Origin of the sequence: Micromonospora sp. NPDC048868 (assembly GCF_043198195.1) — a bacterium.
GTDB lineage: Bacteria > Actinomycetota > Actinomycetes > Mycobacteriales > Micromonosporaceae > Micromonospora > Micromonospora reichwaldensis.
The window spans coordinates 114,199-135,285 of record NZ_JBICUN010000018.1 but is presented as its reverse complement, the minus strand read 5'-3'; the positions used below and the strand labels follow the sequence as shown (position 1 = coordinate 135,285).

The window sequence follows — 21,087 nt, the reverse complement described above, 5'->3', positions numbered from 1 at the left end:
GATCCACGCCCGCCCCTGCCCCGACTTCCCTCTGGTCGAGCTCGACCGAATGGTGTCCGGGCGGTCACGCCGAACACCGTCACGAGATGCAGTGGCCTGGCCGTCGCAGGCTCCGAGTTCGCATTTTTCGACCAGCGCCGGGCGGGCGGAGGGTTCCTCTGGGAGATCCGTCGAGCCCGCCGTGAGGGGGAGGTCGTCCTTGAGAAGGGACGCGAGCAGTTGGTGCTGCCGGACGACCGACAACCGTCAGGCTGGGGACGTGGAAAGGTCGGCCGCGACGAAATGCTGTGGCTGCAGGTCGACGGGGACCCCCGGCATTGGTACCGGCATGAAATCGATGCCTAGGCTAGGGGAGGCTCCACAGCAGCAACCGGAAGGGGTCCTCCTCACAACAGGTGAGCCAGGTGCCGTCACCGAGCGCCATCGGGTCCTCCGATACGGGCATCGGGTACTCCACCTGACCCAGCACATCCCCCCGCGTCGTGTCGATCAGCCAGTGTCGCGGAGGCCCGTATCCCTCGATGGTGCTCGCGATGACCGTGCGCTCGTCGACGAAGCCGCACTGGTAGCCCCAGAACGGCTCCTCCTCGACATCCGACGGTGTTTGAGGATGCGGGAGAATCTGGTGGTCGGCGACCTCGTGGGTCACTGCGCCGTCGGGAAGACGGTGGATTGCCGGCCGCCTCCCCCAGTGGTCGATCGTGAGCAACCGCGTCCCACACGGGCTGACATCGACGAGACAGCGGTCGTCGTCACCGATGCGGGTGACGGTGAGTTGGCTGCCGTCCCACCGGCCCCACCGCAGCGGCGAACCGTCCTGCCCCTCACCGACGCTCAGGCCCATCTGCCCGGGGTCGGGGTGAGGTGAGGAACGTGGTGGGAGCCGGCGGTCGCGGTGTCCGTCGGGGATCGTCCCAGGACGCGACCGTCGACGGCGTCGAGCACGAGCCACTCCTCGTCCAACTCCAACTCGCCGTCGTCGGGCAGTGGGGTGCGTACGTGCGCCCACACCGTCGAGCCGTCCGCGCTGATCCCGCACGAGCCATGGTCGGGATGGCGGTGCCCGTCGATTCCCGCGTACTCCTTGTAGGAGTCGTGCCATGACAGGCAGGGCGAACCCCAGCAGGCATGCCGCACCCTCCAGCGCAGCGCGCCGGCCGCGTCGACCGCGTGCAACGCGTGCTGACCGCTGAAGACCGCCAAATCGAGGGCGGGGCTCACCGCATCGACCCCGCCCGCCCCGCGCGGCCACGGCGCCGGAAACCGGGCGGCGGGAGCGTCGTCACCGGCGACGAGCCGGTCAATGTCGTACGCCAACAGCTCGTCGTCCCGACGGATCACCACGAGCCGGCGATGCGGCCACCGCTGGACGGCCGGCGTGTCCACGGTGCGAGGGGCACCGGGTACGCGAGGGGAATTCGCCGGCACGTGGAAGGACGCCACAAGGCGGGGGACCACGAGCACCTGATCATCCTGCCAGGATTCGCCGAATGCCAGGAGGGCCGTTGCGCGGCGTCGCCCGGGAGGATCTCGCATCACCTGCTCACGGCTTCCGCGCGCAGGGGCACGTCCGTGCGGGCTGCTCCGGATGTGCTCCGCAGCGCGGGCAACGGGTCAGTTCCACGGTCCGCTCGACGGCCTGTTCGATGCAGTCCCACAGGTCTTCCGACTCGGTCGCGTTGCTGCCGGGGCGGCGGAACCGGGTAGTGCCCTGCCGGGTCGCCATCACGTGCGTCCGGGCCTTGCCAGTTCGTGCGGTCCGGGCACCACCGGGTCTCACCTTAGAATCTTGTGCAGCCAGGCGAGTTGTTCGCGCTGGTGCTCGGCCTCGCCACCCTCGTGATCGTTGAACTCGTACACGCGCAGTTCCTTCTCGCCGCCGTAGCGGTGGTAGGCGGCGAAACAGGTCGAGGGTGGGCAGGTCTGGTCCATCATCGCGATGGAGAAGAGCGCGGGCGCGGTCGCGCGGCGGGCGAGCACGGCGGCGTCGAAGTAGGACAAGGTGCGGAACACCTGGCTGCTCCGGTCTCGGTGCAGCTTGAGGTATTCGGCGATCTCTCCGTAGGGGCCACGGAGGGCGACCTGCACGCCACGACGGAAGTCGCACAGGAAGGGCACGTCGGGCATGACAGCCGCCACGTCCGGGACCAGGGCCGCCACCGCCAGCGCAAGGCCACCGCCCTGGCTGATGCCGGTCACCGCGACCCGCCCGGGATCCACGGCGGGCAACTCCCGGGCGGCGCGGACGAACCGGCACGCGTCGGTCACCAGCCGGCGGTAGTAGAAGCTGTCCGGGTCGGTGACGCCACGGGTGAGAAAGCCGGGAATCGTGCCCGTCGGATGAGCGTGCGGGTCGGGGGTCGCTCCGGACGCCGCGCTCCAGCCCTGACCTCGGGTGTCCATGACCAGGTGAGCGAAGCCCGCCGCGGCCCAGAACAGCTTCTCGTGCGGCAGCCCACGGCCACGGCCGTAGCCGAGGTACTCGATCACACATGGCAGCGGGCCGGTGACGTGCGCGGGCAGGTGCAACCAACCGTGCACGGGCTCGCCGGCGAACCCACGGGCGGTGACGGAGAAGGTACGGATCTGGGTGAGACCGGTGTCGACCGGCTCGTACGCCGCTGGTCCGGGCTCGTCCCCGCCCAGCGTCCGTGCCCAGAAGGCGTCCAGGTCCGCAGGGGCAGCCAGGTCGGGCCGGTACGCCCAGCAGTCGGCGAGGCTCAAATCGCTCAGTGCCACAGTGACGACCTCCGTGCGGTTATCTGGCGTCGGCGACGGCCGAGGCGAACCAGCTGGTGATGGTGCTGGGGTGGGTGATGGCGGTGCCCACCACCACCGCCCACGCGCCGGCCCGCAGCGCCTGCGCCGCCTGATCCGGGGTGTGGATCCGGCCCTCCGCGACCACCGGCACGTCGATCTCGGCGGCGAGCCGGGCGACCAGGTCCAGGTCCGGCCCGGCCTGCTTGCGGGTGTACGACGTGTAGCCGGCCAGGGTGGTGCCGACCAGGTCGGCGTTCGCCGCGGCGGCGGCGACCCCTTCGTCGAAGGTGGAGCAGTCGGCCATCACCAGGGCTCCGGTCTGCTCCTGGATGGCGGCGACGGTCTCGCGGAGGGTGCGGCCGTCGGGCCGTGGTCGGGAGGTGCCGTCCAGCGCGACGATGTGCGCCCCGGCCCGGGCCACCGCCAGCGCGTGGTCGAGCGTGGGAGTGATGAAGACGTCTCCGTCGCCGTCCTTCCACAGCCCGATCAGCGGGAGGCCGACCGCCTCCCGGATGGCCGCGATGTCCGCCAGCCCTTGGGCGCGGATGCCGGCAGCCCCGCCGTCGGCGGCGGCGAGAGCGACCCGACGCATCGTGTCCGGGTCGCGCATCGGCTCACCTGGGTAGGCCTGGCAGGAGACGACCAGGCGGTGGCGGAGCTGCCCGATCAACGCGTTCATTCGGTGGCCTCCCAGGCGAGCGAGGCGGCGCCGACAAGTGGGGCGTCCGCACCGAGGGTCGAGGCCAGCACAGGTACGTCGCACAGACTGGGCAACGTCTCCCGCCGTACGGCGCTGCGAAGTGCCCGCCACCAGGGTTCGCCGAGACCGGTGACCCCGCCGCCGACCACGACGGCGTGCGGATCGAGCATGTTGACCAGGCCGCCGACGGCCGAGCCGACCGCGGTGCCGCCCAGCAGGACGACCTCCCTGGCCGTCTCGTCGCCGGCTTCGACGCGCGCGGCCACGGACCGCAGGTCGTCGACCGGCTTGCCGGTGCGCCGCGCGTACTCCTTGGCGAGGCCGGGTCCGGCGGCGATCGCTTCGAGGTGTCCCCGTCGGCCGCAGGGACAGCGCAACGACCCGGCGTACGGGGATGCCTGGTGCCCGGCGTGACCGGCCGCGCTGTGTGCGCCGGCGAGCACGCTGCCACCGGCGACGAACGAGGCGCCGATGCCGGTGCCGACGGCGAGAAAGAGCACTGTCTCGTACCCGGTGGCGGTGCCGTGCCGAACCTCCCCGAGTGCGTGCGCGTGCACGTCGTTGATGACGGTCACGGGGATGTCGAGCAGCTGTCGTAGTCTCCCGCGCAGGTCCGTGCCGGCCCAGCCGGTGAGCACGTCGGTGGCCGACAGCACCCGGCCCGTTCGGCTGTCCATGACTCCGGCGCTACCGACGCCGAGGGCACGGACCCGCGTGCCCGCCGCCCTCGCCGTCAACAGGTGGACGAGATCGGCCGCGGTGTCGAGGACGGCGGTCGCGCCGGCCCGGCCGGGGGTGGTGGCGGTGACCCGGTCGACGACCATCCCCTGCCTCGTCACGAGGGCCGCCGCGGTCTTGGTGCCCCCGATGTCGAGCGCCGCGACCACCTCGTCGGCAGCGGCTCGGGGCGTGCTTGCCTCGGACATGTTCAGAGGAGCCCTGCCAGTTCCAGCTGCGTACGCACGCGGGTGGCCTCATCGGCGTCGAGCGGCCGCAGGGGCAGTGACACGGCGTTGCTGTCGATGACGCCGAGCAGAGCGAGGGCGGTCTTGAACGCGCCCACACCTCTGGTCGCTCCGGCCGCCGTCGCCGGATCGGCGGCATCCACGATGCGGAACAGGCGGGTCAGGCGGTCCTGCTCGCGTCGGGCGGTGTCCCAGTCACCGCCGACGCAGGCCTGGTGCAGTCGCACGTAGCCCGCCGGGTCCACGTTGCCCAAGCCGGGAACGGAGCCGGAGGCGCCGGCGAGCATCATCGCGTCGACCACCACCTCGTGCCCGGTCAACAGGCTGAAGCCGGCGTCCGGTGCGCGCTCCGCGATCGCCAGCACCAACTGGCGGAAGGCGACGTCGTCGCCGCTGGAGTCCTTGACGCCGGCGAGGAGCCCCTCCGCCGCCAGCCGACTCAGCAGGTCCGGGGAGAGCTTGCTGTGCACGCAGACGGGAATGTCGTAAGCCAGCAGCGGAAGCTCGACCGACGAGGCGAGGGACCGGAAGTGCCGCTCGATCTCGTGCGGGCCGACGATGGCGTAGAAGGGGGCCGTCGCCACCAGACCGTCGGCCCCCAGGCGGGCCGACGCTCCGGCTCGGTCGAGGACCCGGCGGGTGGTCGGCTCGATACAACCGGCGATGACGGGTACGGCACCTCCGACGGTCTTGACGACGGTCTCCAGAGCCTGGTCCCGCTGGCTGTCGGTGAGGAACACGGTCTCGCCGGAGCTGCCGAGGGCGAAGATGCCGTCGACGCCGGCGGCGAGCATCCGCTCGACGAGCCGTTCGAGGGAGGCGACGTCGACCGCACCGTCCTCGGTCAGGGGCGTGACGACCGGCGGCACGACTCCGGCGAACCGGGGGACTGGGGTGGTCACGCTGACTCCTCGACATGTAGGGGGGTGGTGCGGCCGGTCGCAGTTCTGGCGAGCTCGACCAGCTGGGTGCCGCTGGAACCAGCGGCAACGGGGTGGTAGCACCGGAACTCGTGGGAGCCGCCGGTGTCGCCGCCCGGTCGGACCGGCGGCATCTCGGTGGCGCAGACGTCGGTCGCTTTCCAGCAGCGGGTGCGGAACGGGCATCCGCTGGGCGGCCGGGTGGCGAGTGGGACGGGGCCGACGAGCGGGATGGGATCCAGCGGCGAGAGCAGACCCGGCGTAGCGGAGAAGAGTGCCCGGGTGTACGGGTGCCGGGCGGTCTCCGGGAGCCCGGCCGCGGGTGTCTGCTCCACGATCCGGCCGAGGTACATCGTGACCACCCGGTCACTGATCCGCTTCACCGTCTGGATGTCGTGGGAGACGAAGACCATGGCCAGTCCGAGGCGGTCCTTCAGGTCCAGGAGCAGGTTGAGGATCTGCGCGCGTACCGACACGTCGAGGGCGCTGGTGGGCTCGTCGGCGATGACCAGTCCCGGCTCCAGAGCCAGGGCACGCGCGATGGACACCCGCTGCCGTTGACCACCGGAGAGCTGGCTCGGCAGGACGTCGGCGACCGACCTGGGCAGTCCCACCAGGGCCATCAGCTCGCTGACCCGCTCCTCGCGCTGCTTGCGGGTGCCGCGGCGGTGCACGTCGAGCGGGTCGCGCAGGATGTCGCGGACCGGCATGCGCCGGTTCAGTGACGTGGCGGGGTCCTGGAAGATCATGCCGACGCCGGCCCCGATGTGGTGGCGTCGTTCAGACGCGCTCATCGACCAGACGTCCTTGCCGGTGAAGGCGACCGAGCCGCTCGTCGGCCGCTGGAGCCCCACCAGCACCTTGGCCATGGTGGACTTGCCGCAGCCGGACTCACCGACGACACCGATGGTCTCGGCGGCACGAACGGTCAGGTCCGCGTTGGTGAGGGCGTACACCCGCTCGCGGCCGAACAGGCCGCCTCCACGGGTGCGGTGCACCACGTGCACGTCGCGCAGTTCGACGATCGATTCGCGCGGGACTGACGCACTCATCGGGTCAGCTCCTCTTCCCTGACGTTGACGGCCGGGTGGTGACATGCGTAGCGGTGGCCGGCGTCGCCCTCGAGGCGGGGCACCGCTTCGCGGCAGATCTCGGTCGCCATGGGGCAGCGATCGGCGAACCGGCATCCCGCCGGGAACTCGGCAGGTGACGGCACCACGCCGCGGATCTGGGTGAGCCGCTCCGCGCCGGCCTCGAGGGAGAGCACGGAGCCGAGTAGGCCACGGGCATAGTGGTGCGCCGGTGCCCCGACCACATCGGCGGTGACACCGCTCTCGACGATCTGCCCGCCGTACATCACCACCACGCGGTCCGCGACGTCGCTGACCAGCGCGAGGTCGTGGCTGACCAGGATCAGCGCGAAGCCCAGCTGGCCGCGCAGCCGCAGCAGCAGCTCCATGACCTGCGCCTGGACCGTGACATCGAGCGCGGTGGTCGGCTCGTCGGCGATGATGAGGCGCGGATCCCGGGACAGGGCCATGGCGATCACCACGCGTTGCCGCTGCCCGCCGGAGAGCTCGTGGGGGTACGCGGCCAGGGTGCGCCGCGGGTCCAGGCCTACCAGTTCCATCAGTTCCTCGGCCGGCCGGGTACCGCCACGGCGGATCATCTGGGCGAGCTGGGGACCGATGCGCAGTGAGGGGTTCAAGGCCGAGAGGGCGTCCTGGTAGACCATCGCGATCTCGCGCCCCATCAGGGCACGACGTCGTTTCGTGCTCACCGTGAGCAGATCCGTGCCCTGGAAGCAGACCTCCCCGCGTACCCGGGCCCCCTGCGGCAGCAGACCCATGACGGCGAGCGAGGTGAGGGACTTGCCCGAACCCGACTCCCCCACCAGGCCGAGGACCTCGCCGGGGCGGACGTCGAAGGTCAGGCCGTCGACGATGTCGACTCCCCGATGGCGGGCCTCGAAGCCGATCGACAGGTCGCGGACCTCGAGTACCGGCTCCCCCTGCGGGAGCGGACGGGCGCGCCCGCGCAGTCGCTGTGCCGCCTCGGGCAGACCGGGAAGTCGGACCATCTCCCCGGAGCCCGGCTGTGCCTCCTCCTGCGCGTCACCGGCGGACGACGCGGTGGCGCGCCGCGCCGCCGGGGCGGCCCAGGCGTCGGACATCCCTTCGGAGAGCACGTTCAGGGCCAGCACGGTGAGCAGGATCAGCACGCCGGGGAAGAACGTGGCCCACCAGCCGCCGATCTGCACCATCTCCTTGCCGAAGGCGATGACCGAGCCCCACGAGGAATCGGCCTCCTGGGGTGCCAGGCCGCCGCCGATGAAGGAGAGGGACGCTTCGAAGACGATCGCGTCGGCCACCATGACGGTGACGAAGACGAGGATCGGCGCGGCGCAGTTGCGCAGCACGTGCCGCCAGAGGATGTGCAGACGCCGGGCGCCGATGATCCGCTCGGCCGCCACGTAGTCCTCGCGGTACTGCGAGAGCACGTTGGCGCGCACGATGCGCGCGATGGACGGGATGAAGACGAAGCCGATCGCGACCACGAGGACCAGGAGGCTGTTCTTCCCGAAGGAGATGATCAGCAGGGCGGAGAGCACGATGGCGGGGAAAGCCATGACGACGTCGAGGCATCGCATCACGGCCTCGTCGACCGCGCTCCGGCTGGTGCCCGCGATCGCGCCGAGGATCGCGCCGACCAGCAGGGCGATGCCGGCGGCGCCGAAGCCGACGATCAGGGAACGCCGGGTGCCGGCCACCAGCCGGGAGAAGACGTCGCGCCCGAGCTTGTCCAGCCCGAACCAGTAGTCGCCGTTCGGGCCGGTCAGCGCCGGGCCGAGGCCGGCCTGAGCCGGGTCGTGCCGCAGCAGCAGCGGCGCGAAGATGCCGACCAGGACGACGAGCAGGACGAAAGTGAGCGCTATCCGGGCGGTGAGGCCGAGCCGTTTGAAGGCCATGCCGGGCTGCGACAGCCGAGCGGTGAGGGTGCGGCGCATCAGTGGCCTCCGCGCAGTCGAGGGTTGGCGAAGAGGTAGAGGATGTCCACGACCAGGTTCACGACGACGAAGCCGACGGCGATCGTCAGCACGGTTCCCTGTGCGAGGGCGGTGTCGTTCTGCTGGACGGCACTCATGATCTGGGTGCCCATGCCGGGCAGCGAGAAGATGGCCTCGATGACGACCGTGCCGCCGATGAGGTAGCCGATCCGCAGGCCCAGCACGGTGAGCGGATTGACGAGCGCGTTGCGCAGCACGTTGCGTCCGACCACCACCCGGGGCGGCAGCCCGGCGCCGATCGCCGTACGGACGTAGTCCTTGTCGAGCTCTTCGACCATCGACGTGCGCACGATCCGGGCGAGCGTGCAACCGACCGGCACGGCGAGAGCGAGCGCGGGCATGGCGAGGGACTGCAGCCAGAGGCCGACCGAGTCGGTGGGGTTGACGTATCCGCCGGTCGGGAAGACCGGGCGCCGGACCGAGAACTCCTGGATGAGCAGGAGGGCCAGCCAGAAGGACGGCATTGCGATCCCGGCCATCGAGACGAACCGGATGACCTGGTCGGGCCAGCGGTCCCGGTACAGCGCCGCGGGGATACCGAGGGCCAGTGCGATGACCAGCGCGCCGACGACCCCGAGGGCCGTCAACTGGATGGTCAGCGGCAGGGCCAGGGCGATCTTGTCGGCGACCGGAACGGATGGCGGGAAGGTCATGCCCAGGTCGCCCCGGACCAGGTCGCCCAGGAAGTGCAGGTACCGCAGGGGCAGCGGGTCGTTGAGACCGTTGGCCTCCTTGAAGGCCGCAACCTGCGCGGGCGTCGCCTGGTCACCGAGGACGGACAGCGCGGGGTCGATCGGGGAGAACTGCATGATCACGAAGACGAACAGGGTGATGCCCAGTACCAGGGGTATCAGGGTCAGGAGTCGTCGCGCGACCAGGCTCAGAACGCTCAGCATGGTGTCTTTCTCTCGTCGAGGGCCGCCGGTACGTCCCGCCAGCCCGAGGGGCGAGGGCTGGGCGGGACGCGAAGGGGGCGGGGTCGGCCCGCCGAGGCGGGCTCAGCCCTTTCGGCTGACGCCCAGGAAGTACAGGCCGGTGGTCGCCGCGCCCGAGAAGCCGGTGAGCTTCGCGGGGTCGTACGCGGTGACGACCTTGGTGTGCAGGATCGGGTACAGCGCGACCTCCTCGGCCGCCATGTCCAGAGCCTGCTTCCACAGGGCCTTGCGGGCCCCCTCGTCCGGGGTCTGGGCTGCCTTGTCGAGCAGGTCCGCCATGGTCTTGCGGTCCGTGGCGTTCCACCGGTAACGCTGCCCCGGCCAGGTCTCGCCGTAGTAGAACCAGCGCATCAGCAGGTCGGTGTCGACGCCGAAGACGCTGGGATCTCCGGTGGCCATCAGCACCCGGAAGGTGTCCTTCGGAACGATGTCACCGTAGATGGCCGAAGACGGCACCGTGTTGAGGCTGGCGTTGACGCCGATCTTCTTCCACTGCTCGATGACCAGCGGGGCGACATCCTTCACCACGGAGTTGTCGGTGGTGTCGAGCTGGAACGACAGGGTGGTGACGCCGGCCTCCTTGAGCAGGGCCTTGGCCTTGTCAAGGTTGTGGTCGTAGACCGTGGTGGCCTTCTGGTAGTCCTTGTTGCCCTCGTCCAGGTAGCTCGTCGCCGGGCTGCCGTAGCCGTTGAGCGCGGTCTTGATGACCGCGTCCTTGTCGATCGCGTAGTGCAGGGCCTGGCGCACCCGCTTGTCGTTGAACGGTGCCGCCGACGAGTTGAACATGAGGAAGACCTGGTTGAAGGCCTGCTTCGCCTCGACGGTGTACTTGTCCTTGAGCGAGTCGACGTTCAGGTACGGCACCGACTCGATGGCCTGGACCCGGCCGCCCTGCAGGTCCGACACCCGCGCGGAGGCCTCCGAGGTGGTGTTCCACGTCATCGTGTCGACCTTGGCTGGACGGGGTCCGGAGTAGTTCGGGTTCTTGCTCAGCTTGATACCCGACTCCTTGGACGCGCTGTCCATCTTGAACGGGCCGGAGCCGATCGGGGACGTGTCGAAGGCCTTCGAGGCGGCCGCGTCCACGGTCTTCACCTTCGGAACGACCTTGACCACGGAGATCCGCTCGACGAACAGCGCGAACGGGTACTTCAGCTTGAACTCGGCCGTCGTCGCGTTCTTGGCGGTGACGGAATCGATGAACGAAACGAACCCCTGCATCAGCGGCGGGGCCTTAGGGTCCGCCGGCTTGAGCACGCGCTCGAAGGACCACGCGACGTCCTCGGCGGTGACCGGGGTCCCGTCGGAGAACTTCGCGCCGTCCCGCACGGCCACCGTGTAGGTGAGCCCGTCGGCGCTGGCCACCGGGTCTTCCTTGGCCAGCGCCCGGTAAGGTTCGCGGGTGACCGGGTCGAGATCGACGAGCCCCTCGAAGATGTGCTGGTTGACCGCCGTCGCGACCGCCGACGAGGCGTTCGCGGGATCGAAACCGCTGGAGAGGGTGAAGGCCAGGGTGGTCTCGATGGAGTTCCCCCCGCTGCCGCCCTCGACGGCGTTGGTCGAGGCCGGACCGCCGCTGCAGGCGGCCAGTCCGAGCGCGAGGGCTGCCGCGGTGGACGCGACGGCCAGCGAGCGGAGTCGGCGCGTGCGAAAGCGCCAACTCCCCGATGGCTTAACGGTGGTGCTCACGTAGCTGCCTCCATAGGCTCTTCATGCGCTCGCGTCACCCGCTCACGCTGAGGGATTTCGAAGGTAACGGTGTCTGACGTCTGACATCTGATGCCGGTAGGGTGGAGCGTGTCAGATTCATGAGGGAAGGGCAAGGGGCAGATGACGACCATTGACGCGTCTCCACTACGTGGTGCGGAGCGCCCAGGTCCCCGTCGGCAGGAGGTCGCCACCAAGATCAAGGAGTACATCCTGCGCAACCGCCTCAAGCCGGGGAACATTCTGCCCACCGAGGCGGAGCTCTGTGAGGCGGTGGGCGCCAGCCGCTCCAGCGTGCGCGAGGCAGTCAAGATCCTCTCTGCGCTCGACATCGTCGAGGTGCGGCATGGTCACGGCACGTTCGTCGGCCGGATGTCCCTCAACGCCCTCGTGGAGAGCCTGACCTTCCGCGGCCTGCTCAGCGGCGAGGAGGATCACCACGTACTGGGGCAGGTCGTCGACGTCCGGCAGACCCTTGAGCAGGGCCTGTCGACGCAGGTCATCGCCGTCCTCGACGACGAGCACCGCGAGGCCCTCTCCGCGCTGGCCGGCGAAATGGAGAGCCTGGCCGACCAGGGAAAGGACTTCATCGAGGTCGACCGGGCATTCCACCTGAAGTTGATGGAGCCCCTGGGCAACGACCTGATCCTCCAGCTGACCGAGGCGTTCTGGCAGGTCCAGGCCATCGTGGCCCCCACACTGCGGACCGAGCCGGAGGACCGGGTGATCACCGCCCAGCGGCACCGCGCGATCGTGGACGCTGTCGTGGCCGGCGACGCGGGGGCGCTGCACTCCGCCATCGCCGATCATTACGCACCCATCCGGGCGAACATCGCCCGCGCCGTGGGGTCCTGAATCGACCGCGGCCCCTTCCGCAGCCGGTTGACTGCCGGCGCGCCCCCGCCATACCACCTTCACCTCCTTGCCGCCACCGTCGGGCAGCCGCCTGACGGCGCCTTGACGCGCCCCAGCGGACCTGGAACGGGAAAGGGCAGATCCACCGGCGCCCGGTGAGATTCGTCGAGCGCGCGCCGGCCTCCCCCGGCGACACCGTCCTGCCCGCTGGCGGCGACGGTGCCGCTGGGGCAGTGAGCCGCATCCCTGTCGATCTCTTGACGACGCGCACGGTCGCCCTCTAGCGTCACGACATCGTACATCTGACGTCTTATGCCCATCGGATGCCGAGCCCCCACCCCGCTTCGGAAGGAATCCCCCGTGCCCCCTGTCCGAGCCATGCCACGCCGGTTGACAGCCGCTGTGGTGACCTTCCTTGGCGTCGCCGCGATGCTGCCCGCCACACCGGCCCACGCCGCTCCTGCCGGAGTACAGGCGACGATCAGCACCGACTGCACGACCGGCCGGTTGATCCTGCTGCTGGACAACCGCAGCACCAGCTCGCAGACCTACACCGTCACCTGGCCGGGACGCAGCGGCTCCCCGTGGACCCGAACGGTCACCGCGGGCAGCAGCACCCCGCTCCACTGGACGCTGGCCGCCGGCACCGCGTACACCCTGCGGACGACCACTCCGACCGGCCTGGACGACATCTCCACCGGCATCTTCCACTGCGGCACCGGCATGTCCGCGCTGGCCAGCTTCGACTGCACGGCCGGCCGTCTCCAACTGGTGCTGGAGAACCGCACCGCCACCGCCCGTGACTTCACCGTCACGTGGCCGGGACGCACCGGTTCACCGTGGACCCGCACGATCGCTGCCGGCGGCAACCAATCGCACTACTGGACGGTCGGCACCGGTACCCCGTACCAACTGCGGGTCACCGCCCCCGGCTTCGACACCACACTGCGCGGCACCACGGGATGCGACCTGGTCGCCGGCACCCCGCAGTCGACCACCACGACCCTGCTGACCCCACAAACCGTCATCCGCAACCTCAACGGCGGTAACGGCCGCTACGACGGCACCGCCGCCTCGGTCCGCATCCCGGGCATGGCCGTCACCAACAACGGCACCATCATCGCCGTCGCCGACGCGCGCGTCGACGGCTCCTACGACCTCGGCGGCGGCACCAACAACATCCAGATCGCCATGATGCGCAGCACCGACGGCGGACGCAGCTTCGAACAGCCGCGGATCATCCACGCCCCCGCCACCACCCGTGAGGGAGCGGGCGATCCCAGCATGCTGGTGGACCGCGCGACCGGGATCGTCTACTGCTTCTTCACGTACTCCCCCAGGCCGGGCATCAGCTTCTGGTCGGGCAGCTCCGGTCTGAACACCGCGGACGACCCGAACAGCATGCATCTGCGGTACATCAGCAGCAGGGACGACGGCGCCACCTGGAGCGCTCCGGTGGAGCTGAACCCGGCGGTCAAGGACCCGTCCTGGCAGCAGGTGTTCTTCTCCTCCGGCCACGGCATCCAGACCAGCACCGGACGCCTGGTCCAGCCGATCGCCTACCGGGACGCGGCGGGCACCAGCCACGCCGGCAACATCTACAGCGACGACCACGGCGTGACCTGGCGACGCGGCGGATCCGCCGGCGGAAACATCAACGAGAGCAAGGCGATCGAGCGCGGCACCGGTGCCGTCGTACAGAACATGCGGCACAACGGCACGCGTAGCCGGTTCTACGCCACATCCACCGACGGCGGCGCGACGTTCGGTCCGGCCACGGCCAGCCCTCTACTGACCGATCCGCTCTGCAACGCCGACGAGGTGTCCTACCTGCGCCCGTCGGAGGTGGGCGCGAACCGGGCACCGATCCGCACCCGCACGGCGCTGTTCAGCAACAACGCACACCCGACCGCGCGCAACGACCTCACCGTACGGCTGTCCACCGATGACGGTGCCAGCTGGCCGGCCCGGGCGCTGCTCAAACCGGGCGGCGCGGGCTACTCGACGATGGCCGTGCTCTCCGACGGCAGGATCGGCAACCTGTACGAGGTCGGCAACACCGGAGGCATCTACTTCGCCCGTTTCAGCCTCGACTGGGTCAAGGGAGCCTGAGCAGATCCGACGACGGACCAGCCCCGGTCGATCGCAGGTGGATCGACCGGGGCTCGAGTCAGCGTTGCCGGCGCACCACTCCGCCGACCACGGTGAGCGCCACCGTGAGGTCGCGCAGAGCCGCCGGCTCGACCCGGTACGGGTCGGTGGGCAGCGCGATGAAATCCGCGAGCATTCCCGGGGTCAACCGCCCCTTGAGGTGCTCCTCGTAGGAGGCGTACGCGCCGGCCTCGACCAGTGATGGTGAAGTCGCCTTGCGACCTCACCCGCACGCCGATGAGCCCGGCGTCTTCATGAACATGAAGACGGGTGCCTGATGTCCAGCCGAGCGCGCGGACGATCGCCCGGTCGGCAACTCGGCCACTGACGCCGATGGCGGCCGAGCCATACACCATGCCACCCGCGCGTGGCGTCGGAAAGTCTGGCGGCGGCAATGGTGGACGACGTAGCGATCTTTCTGGTTGCCGGCCACCTTCGCGGATTCGACCCGTCAGTGCCGGAGGCACCAGGGCGGCGACTGTTGCGTCAGCCATGGCGATCGGCACCACGGGAGACAGTCCCGATAGAGGTTGCCGTTAGGGCGGGAATCCCGTGATCAAGCGCGCTTGACCACCAGTACGCGAAACGCAGCATGGATGCTGCAATTTGGTGTCCGAGGGGGGACTTGAACCCCCACGCCCTATACGGGCACTAGCACCTCAAGCTAGCGCGTCTGCCATTCCGCCACCCGGACCTACTCGTCCAGCCTACCGTGTCGACCGAGGCGATCTTCCACCCGTCGGCCGCCCTGGTGGGCCGCACGGGGAGTTACTGTACACGGCCCGGGTGGATCATGCACATCAGCTTCCGGCCGATGGGTCGCCGCAGGTCGGACGGGTGACCGGACCCGTGTGAGCCGCAGCCAACCGGTGGACCTGGGTAGCGTCCGACAGGCCTCACGCGGCAGCATGGCCACGTGTCCCATCCCTCTCCCCTGGCCGCCGTGCAGCACCGGGCGCTCGCCCTGCGCGCCGCGGGCGATCTCTACTCCGCCCGTCGACTGCTCAACGACGCCGTCGGCTCCGCCCGGCCGCCGTACGGCAAGGACCACCCGGATGTGCTGAGCACCGCGCACCTGCTGGCCCGCCTGCACCGGGAGGCGGACGACCCGGGTGCCGCCCGGCGCGTGCTGGAGGAGGCGTTCGCCGCCGGTGAGCGCCTCTGGCCGCCGTCCGATCCGCTGATGCTTGCGCTCTCCTTCGAGCTGGCCGCCGTGGCGGACGAGCTGGGCAACCGGCACGAGGCACGCCGCAACTACACCCGCGTCGCCACCCTCGGGCCCGCCGTGCTCGGCGCCGACCATCCTGCGGTACGCACGGCACGGCAGTATCTCGGCGACGCCGCTCCCGCCCCTCAACCCGCGCCGCCGGCCGCGCGGCCCGCCATGTCCGCGCTCTCCGAGCCGACGATGTCGCTTGCGGTGCTCTCCACCACCTGGCGGCCGCACGAGCCCGCCGCGGCCGGCCCCCCGCAGCCGCCCGCCGCGCAGCCGACGCCGCACGTCGCTAGCGGCCCGCCGGCAGCCCCGCACACCCCGCCGATCCCGCCGCCGCCACCCGTTCCGGGCGTACGCGGCGTGGGACGCGCCACCCCGGTCGCCCCGGCGCCGCACCCTGCGGCGTCCCCGCAGCCGCCCTACCCGGCCGGCCACGCGGCGCAGATGCCGCCCGCGCCGCCGCAGCCGTATCCGGCCCCGCCGCAGGGCGCCCAGATTCCGCCCCCGCCGGTGGTGCCCGCCCCGCCCCGGCAGGCGTGGGCCCCGCCGCCGCCACCCCACGTGCCGGCCCCGCCGCAGGCACCGCATGCCCCCGGGCGAGGGCAGGCCACCCCGTACGCCGCCCCGCCGCAGCGGATCCCGCCACCACCGACGATCCCGCCGCCGCCGGTCGTGCCCGCGCCACCGGGGCCGGCCCGTGCCGCCGTACCCCCGCCTCCGGCCGTGCCGCCCTCGGCGCAGTCGCCGTACGCCCCGGCGGTGCCCATCCCGCCGCCCCCGGTCGTCCCGGCGCAACGCCCCGCACCGGCGTCACCGCAGTCTCCCTGGGCGCCTCCCTCCGGACCGACCCAACCGCCGACGATGCCGGGTCCCGCCACGCCTGCGCCGCAGCGCCCGCCGCGTCCCGCCCCGCCTGCGACGGCCGGGGTGGCCTCGGTCGTTCCGGCCCCGAGGACCGGGCAGCCGCCGGCCCCGCCAGCGACGGCGGCCCCGGTGTCGTCTCCGCCTGCCGTGCCGCCACCCGCTCCGCCGCCCCCACGTCACGCGGCCTCCGCTCCCGTCGTAGCCGCGCCGGAGCTGCCCGGCCCATCCGTGCCGGCCACGCCGCAGCCACCCGCCCCGCCTGTGCCGGCCACGCCACAGCCGCCTGCCCCAACCGCGCCGGCCGCGCCGGAGCCGCCCGTTCCTTCCCCGGCCGGCGCCGAGCCGCCCGCACAGGCGAGGGCTGCGATGCCCCCAACGGGACCCGCCGTCGCGCTGCGACACCGGGCCGCCGACGAGGCGTCCCCGATCGTCGGCCCGTCGGCCGGGACGGCGGCGCCCGGAGCCGCGTCACCGTCGAGCACCACGCCGCCCGCAACGACAGCGGGGCCCGCCGCCCAACCGTTGTCCTCCACCGGTGCGACCAGCGCTGCGGCACCCGGACTGGACAAGCCGGCTCCCGAGCCCGCCGCGCCGGACGGCCGGTCCTCGCGGCTGACCGGCTCCGTCGACGAGGCCCCGCGCGCATCCGCCCCGGAGGCGACCGCCCCGGCGCCAGAGGCGGCGGCGCCGCCGGAGCGTCCGGCGGGGCCGGCGCCCGGATGGGCCAAGCCGACCATCCAGGTCAAGCAGATCGAACCGCTGCTCGCCGAGGAGATCGCTCGCGCCGCCGGCACTCCCGCCGGGCCGGATGCTCCGGTCAGCCCCGCCCGGTCACCCGAGACGCCACCGCTCGACACGCCACCTGCAGCGGCACACGCCGCGCCGATCAGCGCACCGCCAGTCAGCGCACCGCCGTCGTCCTCCGTCAGCGCGCCACCGACGCCTCCGGTCAGCGCACCGCCCGCGCAGCACCCGACGAGCAGCCCGCCCGTCAGCGCACCGCCCGCGCCCCCCGTCAGCGCACCGTCGGCGCATCCGACGAGCAGCCCACCATTCAGCGCGCCACCCGCACATCCGACGAGCAGCCCGCCGTTCAGCGCGCCGTCCGCGCACCCGACGAGCAGCCCGCCGTTCAGCGCGCCGCCCGCGCACCCGACGAGCAGCCCACCCTTCAGCGCACCGCCGCGGGGCGTCAGTACGCCGCCGGTTCCCCCCTTGCCGCCGATCCCGCCCCCGCCGTCGGTGATGCCACCGCCGGTCAGCGCGCCGCCCGCTCTTCCGCAGCAGTTCAGCGCGCCCCCCGGGATTCAGCCGCCGGTGAGTGCCCCGCCCGGGGGCCAGCCGCCGGTGAGCGCGCCGCCGTGGAGCATGTCCGCGCCGCCGTGGAGCAGCACGGCTCCCCCGCAGGCGCTCACGGGTGCGACCACCGACGCCGACACCGACACCGACGCCGAGCAGCCGGACGTCGAGGAGGAGTTGGAGCGGGCCGAGTCGCAACGGCAGCGGGAGGAGGTGGAGCAGCCGGAGCCGGAGCGGGAGCGGGTCGACGACCTGCCGCCGGCGTACCTCGACATCGACGAGACGTTCCCGATGAAGGCGCAGCCCGTACGGACCCGGTCGACGGCCGGGCACCCCGCGCAGCAGCAGGCGCCGGCCTTCCCGCCGCCGCCGCCGGCGTACCCGATGATGCCGGAGCCCGAGGAGGGCGGCCGGAACCGTACGGCGGTCATCGTCGCGGTCGTCGTCGCGGTCCTGGCCGTGGTGGCGCTCGTCGGCGTGGGCGTGCTGGTGCTCAACCGGGACGCGGCGCCGCCGGCGGGACCCGGCTCGCCGTCGGCCGCCGCGCCGTCCGCGTCGGCGGCCGGCCCGCCGCCGGGCGGGCTGACGCTGAAGGACGACTCGGCGACGATCACCCTGAACTGGACGGACCCGGCGGGGGGCGGGGTGCCGTTCATGGTGGCCGGCGGCCGGACCGGCCAGGCGCTGGGTGTGATGGCCACGGTGGACCCGGGCCGGACCAGCTACACGGTCAACGGGCTGAACTCGCGGGTGGACTACTGCTTCACGGTGCTGGCGGTCTACTCGACGGACTCGTTCGCCACGTCCGGGCAGGTCTGCACGGAGCGGGAGGGCGACACGCCGTCGAGCTGACCGGACACCACGGCGCGGCGCACACGCTCGGTGTCCACAGGGGGACGGTGCGGGTTCCCATGCCTCCGACCCGGCCATATGATGGCACCCGGCTCAGGGGAGGGTCGCCGTCATGGCGTGCCACCTGCCAGGGACGACACGGGAGGCAGCCGGTAGTGGCCACCATCGACGACGCCGGGCACGCCGGCACCGGCCCTCCGCGTCCCCGGCCCCGCCGGATGCGCGGCGGGGTCGTCACCATCGCGACGGTGGCCGCGCTGCTGGCCGCCATGGGGCTCACCGTCCACGGTCTTGGCGCGGCGGACAACGCGGTGGCGAGCCACGACGCGAGTTCCTGGCTGTGGAGCGCCGCGCGCAGCGAGCTGGCCCGCGTCAACGGGATCACCGCGCGGGTCGACACCCGCGTCGGGGTCCCGGGCGCCCGCCGGCACCCGGTGCAGGTCACCCAGACCGACCGGCTGCTGGTCCTGCGGGACCTGAACACCGGGCAGGTCAGCTCGCTGGACCTGGCCACCCTCCAGATCACCGCGACCACCCGGACGACCCCGGGACTCGGCGTCAACGTCGCCCTGCACGAGGACGCGGCGTTCGTCGTCGACGCCGTGCAGGGCGTCGTCCGGCAGCTCGACCCGCGGTCGCTGACCCCGATCGGCGAGCCGGTGCGCTACCCGCCGGGCATCACCGGCGGATCCTTCGACGGCGAGGGCCGCCTGTGGATCGCGGTGCCCAGCGAGGGCACCGTCTCGGCGGTCACCGCCGCGCCGCTGCCGTCCACGCCCGCGTCGGCGGCCCCCGCCGGGGCCGGCCTCAGCCCGAAGAAGGTCGAGACGTACGACGTCGCGGACGCCAGCCACGAGCTGGTCGTCTCCACCCTGGACGACGGCGTCGCCGTGCTCGACCGCACCGCCGGGACGCTGGTGCGGGTGCAGGGCGGCAAGGTCCGGACGACGACGCTGACGATGGCAGCGCCGGGCGCGCTGCCGGAGCGGACGAGCGGGCCGGACGTGCCCGTGACGGTGCCCGGCGAGCGGCGGGTGCACGTGGTCGACAGTGGTGGCGCGGTGCGGGCGTTCACGGTGCCGGGCGCGGGCGACAAGCTCAGCCCGGCTGTGGCGTGGGCCGGCCGCTACTACTGCGCCGACGAGGCGTCCGGCACGGTCTACGCGTTCGACTCCGGCGGCCAGCTCGTCGACACCATCCGGGGCCGGGGCACCGGGCCGCTGGAGCTGGAGGTGCGGGAGAACCACCTCTTCATCAACGCCCCCGACTCGGCGACCGCGCAGGTGGTGGACGACAAGCACCAGGTCCGCGAGGTCGACAAGTACGCCAACGACGTGCTCGGCGGCGACCCTCCGCCGGCTCCCCCGCCGCCGCCCCCGCCGAAGAAGCCCGAGGTGGGCAAGCCGGGCGCGCCGCGCGGCGTCACCGCCGCCGCCGGCAACGCGCAGGCCCGGGTGAGTTGGCGGCCGGCTCCGGCCAACGGGGCGGAGATCGTCCGGTACGTGGTGCAGGGCGCCGGCCAGCGCGTGCAGGTGGGCGCCAACCAGCGGGCCGTGGAGATCAAGGGCCTGACCAACGGCGAGACGTACCGGTTCTCGGTGCACGCGGTCAACGCGAAGGGCGACGGTCCCGCGCGCACCAGCAACCCGGTGACACCGACGGCCGCCGTGCCGGATCCGCCGGCCGCCGTCACCGCCCAGGAGCGCCCGGACGGCACGGTGCTGGTGAAGTGGCCGGCCGCCAACGGGCAGGGCAACAGGATCGCGAAGTACGTGGTCACGGCCACGTCGGCGGGCACCAACGCCCCGGCCGGCGAGTCCCGCAGGACGGAACTGGTGGTGCCGGCAGGCGAGCTGGAGTACGGCACGCAGTACGCGTTCACGGTGGTGGCGGTCAACGACCGGGGCGCCGGCTCGGCGGCCTCGCCGGTGAGCAACACCGTCGTGCCGTACGCGCCGCCGGAGCGGCCGACCGACCTGCGAGCGACCACTATGGCCGACCGGCCGGGCGCCGTCGCGGTGCAGTGGTCCCCGGCGGTGGCCAACGGCCGGCCGGTGACGAAGTACGTCGTGGACGTGGGCGGGCGCAGCAGCGAGGTGACCGACACCCGGGCCACGGTGGACGGGTTGGGCAACGGCCAGAACGTCACCGTGAAGGTGCGGGCGGTCAACGAGGCCGGCCCCGGCCCGGAGGCCACCGCCACGGCCCGCACGGTGGCCGAGCCCCGCGTCACCGTGACCGGTTCCTCGGCGACCGCCACGTCGGCGACGGTGACGTTCACCGTGGACGCCGGCGGCGGCAAGGCGACCTGCTCGCTGATCACGAGCGGTGAGCCGGCGAAGACCGGCAACTGCTCCAGCATCACGATGACGGGCCTGACCCCGGGCACGGCGTACACGTTCACCGTGACCGCGAGCAACGCCGCCGGCAAGGGCACCGGCACCCGCGCCCAGGCGACCGACGCCCTCTACGGCATCGCGACCTGCAAGAACGGGCCGGACGGCGAACAGCGCACGTACTGCGACAGGGAGGTCGACGGCCGCAACGGCAACGAGATCTTCAAGGTCACCCGGCAGGACAACGACCAGCAGGCCGGCTGGGCGAAGCCCGGCACCCGGCTGAAGGCGTACTGCAAGAAGTCGGGCGAGAACGTCGATTCCTGGATCTACAACAACCAGAAGCAGAGCACCTGGTGGGTGCAGGTCGACTACAAGGGGAAGAACTACATCCCCTGGGCCTGGCTCAACCTGGAGGGCGGCGACGACATCAAGGACCTGCCCACCTGCTGACCCACCC

At 71.9% G+C, this 21,087-nt stretch carries 15 protein-coding genes, 1 tRNA gene and 1 pseudogene; 5 read left to right on the top strand and 12 right to left on the bottom strand.

The genetic code is table 11. The features are described from left to right. Positions 1-346: 346 nt before the first annotated feature. From ACGFNF_RS24545 to ACGFNF_RS24500, 10 genes are all read right to left on the bottom strand, one after another. A complete protein-coding gene (locus ACGFNF_RS24545) occupies positions 347-844 on the bottom strand; it encodes a hypothetical protein (RefSeq protein ID WP_393170943.1) in 498 nt (165 codons plus the stop codon). After that, positions 835-1,344 (bottom strand): hypothetical protein, encoded by a 510-nt coding sequence (locus ACGFNF_RS24540; protein ID WP_393170941.1) that lies wholly within the window; start codon positions 1,342-1,344, stop codon positions 835-837. Before ACGFNF_RS24540 ends, ACGFNF_RS24545 begins: the two co-directional genes overlap by 10 nt. A 432-nt stretch (positions 1,345-1,776) precedes the next feature. After that, a complete protein-coding gene (locus tag ACGFNF_RS24535) occupies positions 1,777-2,739 on the bottom strand; it encodes an acetylxylan esterase (protein WP_393170939.1) in 963 nt (320 codons plus the stop codon). A 19-nt stretch (positions 2,740-2,758) separates the two neighbouring features. Next, positions 2,759-3,439 (bottom strand): N-acetylmannosamine-6-phosphate 2-epimerase, encoded by a 681-nt coding sequence (locus tag ACGFNF_RS24530; RefSeq protein ID WP_393170937.1) that lies wholly within the window; start codon positions 3,437-3,439, stop codon positions 2,759-2,761. Then, the gene (locus tag ACGFNF_RS24525) at positions 3,436-4,386 is read right to left on the bottom strand and encodes an ROK family protein (RefSeq protein ID WP_393170935.1); all 951 of its coding nucleotides are present in this window, start codon (positions 4,384-4,386) and stop codon (positions 3,436-3,438) included. Before ACGFNF_RS24525 ends, ACGFNF_RS24530 begins: the two co-directional genes overlap by 4 nt. Before the next feature lie 2 nt (positions 4,387-4,388). Then, positions 4,389-5,327, bottom strand: a complete 939-nt coding sequence (locus ACGFNF_RS24520; protein ID WP_393170933.1) for a dihydrodipicolinate synthase family protein — start codon at positions 5,325-5,327, stop codon at positions 4,389-4,391. Next, positions 5,324-6,397, bottom strand: coding sequence for an oligopeptide/dipeptide ABC transporter ATP-binding protein (locus tag ACGFNF_RS24515; RefSeq protein ID WP_393170931.1), 1,074 nt, complete (start codon positions 6,395-6,397; stop codon positions 5,324-5,326). Before ACGFNF_RS24515 ends, ACGFNF_RS24520 begins: the two co-directional genes overlap by 4 nt. Continuing rightward, positions 6,394-8,352, bottom strand: a complete 1,959-nt coding sequence (locus ACGFNF_RS24510) for a dipeptide/oligopeptide/nickel ABC transporter permease/ATP-binding protein (protein ID WP_393170929.1) — start codon at positions 8,350-8,352, stop codon at positions 6,394-6,396. The genes ACGFNF_RS24515 and ACGFNF_RS24510 overlap by 4 nt, the downstream gene beginning before the upstream one ends. Further along, positions 8,352-9,308 carry an ABC transporter permease gene (locus ACGFNF_RS24505; RefSeq protein ID WP_393170927.1) on the bottom strand — a complete coding sequence of 319 codons (957 nt, stop codon included), beginning with the start codon at positions 9,306-9,308 and terminating at the stop codon, positions 8,352-8,354. Before ACGFNF_RS24505 ends, ACGFNF_RS24510 begins: the two co-directional genes overlap by 1 nt. Positions 9,309-9,410: 102 nt before the next feature. Further along, a complete protein-coding gene (locus tag ACGFNF_RS24500) occupies positions 9,411-11,036 on the bottom strand; it encodes an ABC transporter substrate-binding protein (protein ID WP_393170925.1) in 1,626 nt (541 codons plus the stop codon). Between the two features lie 141 nt (positions 11,037-11,177). On the opposite strand from ACGFNF_RS24500, the gene ACGFNF_RS24495 reads away from it, so the two are divergent. After that, positions 11,178-11,909, top strand: coding sequence for a FadR/GntR family transcriptional regulator (locus tag ACGFNF_RS24495; protein WP_393170923.1), 732 nt, complete (start codon positions 11,178-11,180; stop codon positions 11,907-11,909). A 360-nt stretch (positions 11,910-12,269) separates the two neighbouring features. Further along, entirely contained in the window at positions 12,270-14,021 is a 1,752-nt protein-coding gene (locus tag ACGFNF_RS24490) for an exo-alpha-sialidase (protein WP_393170921.1), read from the top strand. Between the two features lie 58 nt (positions 14,022-14,079). Here the strand turns inward: ACGFNF_RS24490 and ACGFNF_RS24485 are convergent, their stop codons facing one another. Both ACGFNF_RS24485 and ACGFNF_RS24480 read right to left on the bottom strand, forming a co-directional pair. Further along, complete coding sequence (locus tag ACGFNF_RS24485) at positions 14,080-14,259, bottom strand: amidohydrolase family protein (protein ID WP_393170967.1); 180 nt, start codon at positions 14,257-14,259, stop codon at positions 14,080-14,082. Between the two features lie 408 nt (positions 14,260-14,667). After that, positions 14,668-14,754: transfer RNA gene (locus ACGFNF_RS24480), tRNA-Leu, on the bottom strand. Between the two features lie 222 nt (positions 14,755-14,976). On the opposite strand from ACGFNF_RS24480, the pseudogene ACGFNF_RS24475 reads away from it, so the two are divergent. The 3 genes and pseudogenes from ACGFNF_RS24475 to ACGFNF_RS24465 all read left to right on the top strand — a co-directional run. After that, positions 14,977-15,198: pseudogene (locus ACGFNF_RS24475) on the top strand (tetratricopeptide repeat protein); the annotation flags it as partial. 2,259 nt (positions 15,199-17,457) lie between these two features. Beyond that, a complete protein-coding gene (locus tag ACGFNF_RS24470; protein WP_393170965.1) occupies positions 17,458-18,291 on the top strand; it encodes a fibronectin type III domain-containing protein in 834 nt (277 codons plus the stop codon). Positions 18,292-18,446: 155 nt separating this feature from the next. Next, entirely contained in the window at positions 18,447-21,080 is a 2,634-nt protein-coding gene (locus ACGFNF_RS24465) for a fibronectin type III domain-containing protein (protein ID WP_393170919.1), read from the top strand. The last annotated feature ends 7 nt before the right edge of the window (positions 21,081-21,087 follow it).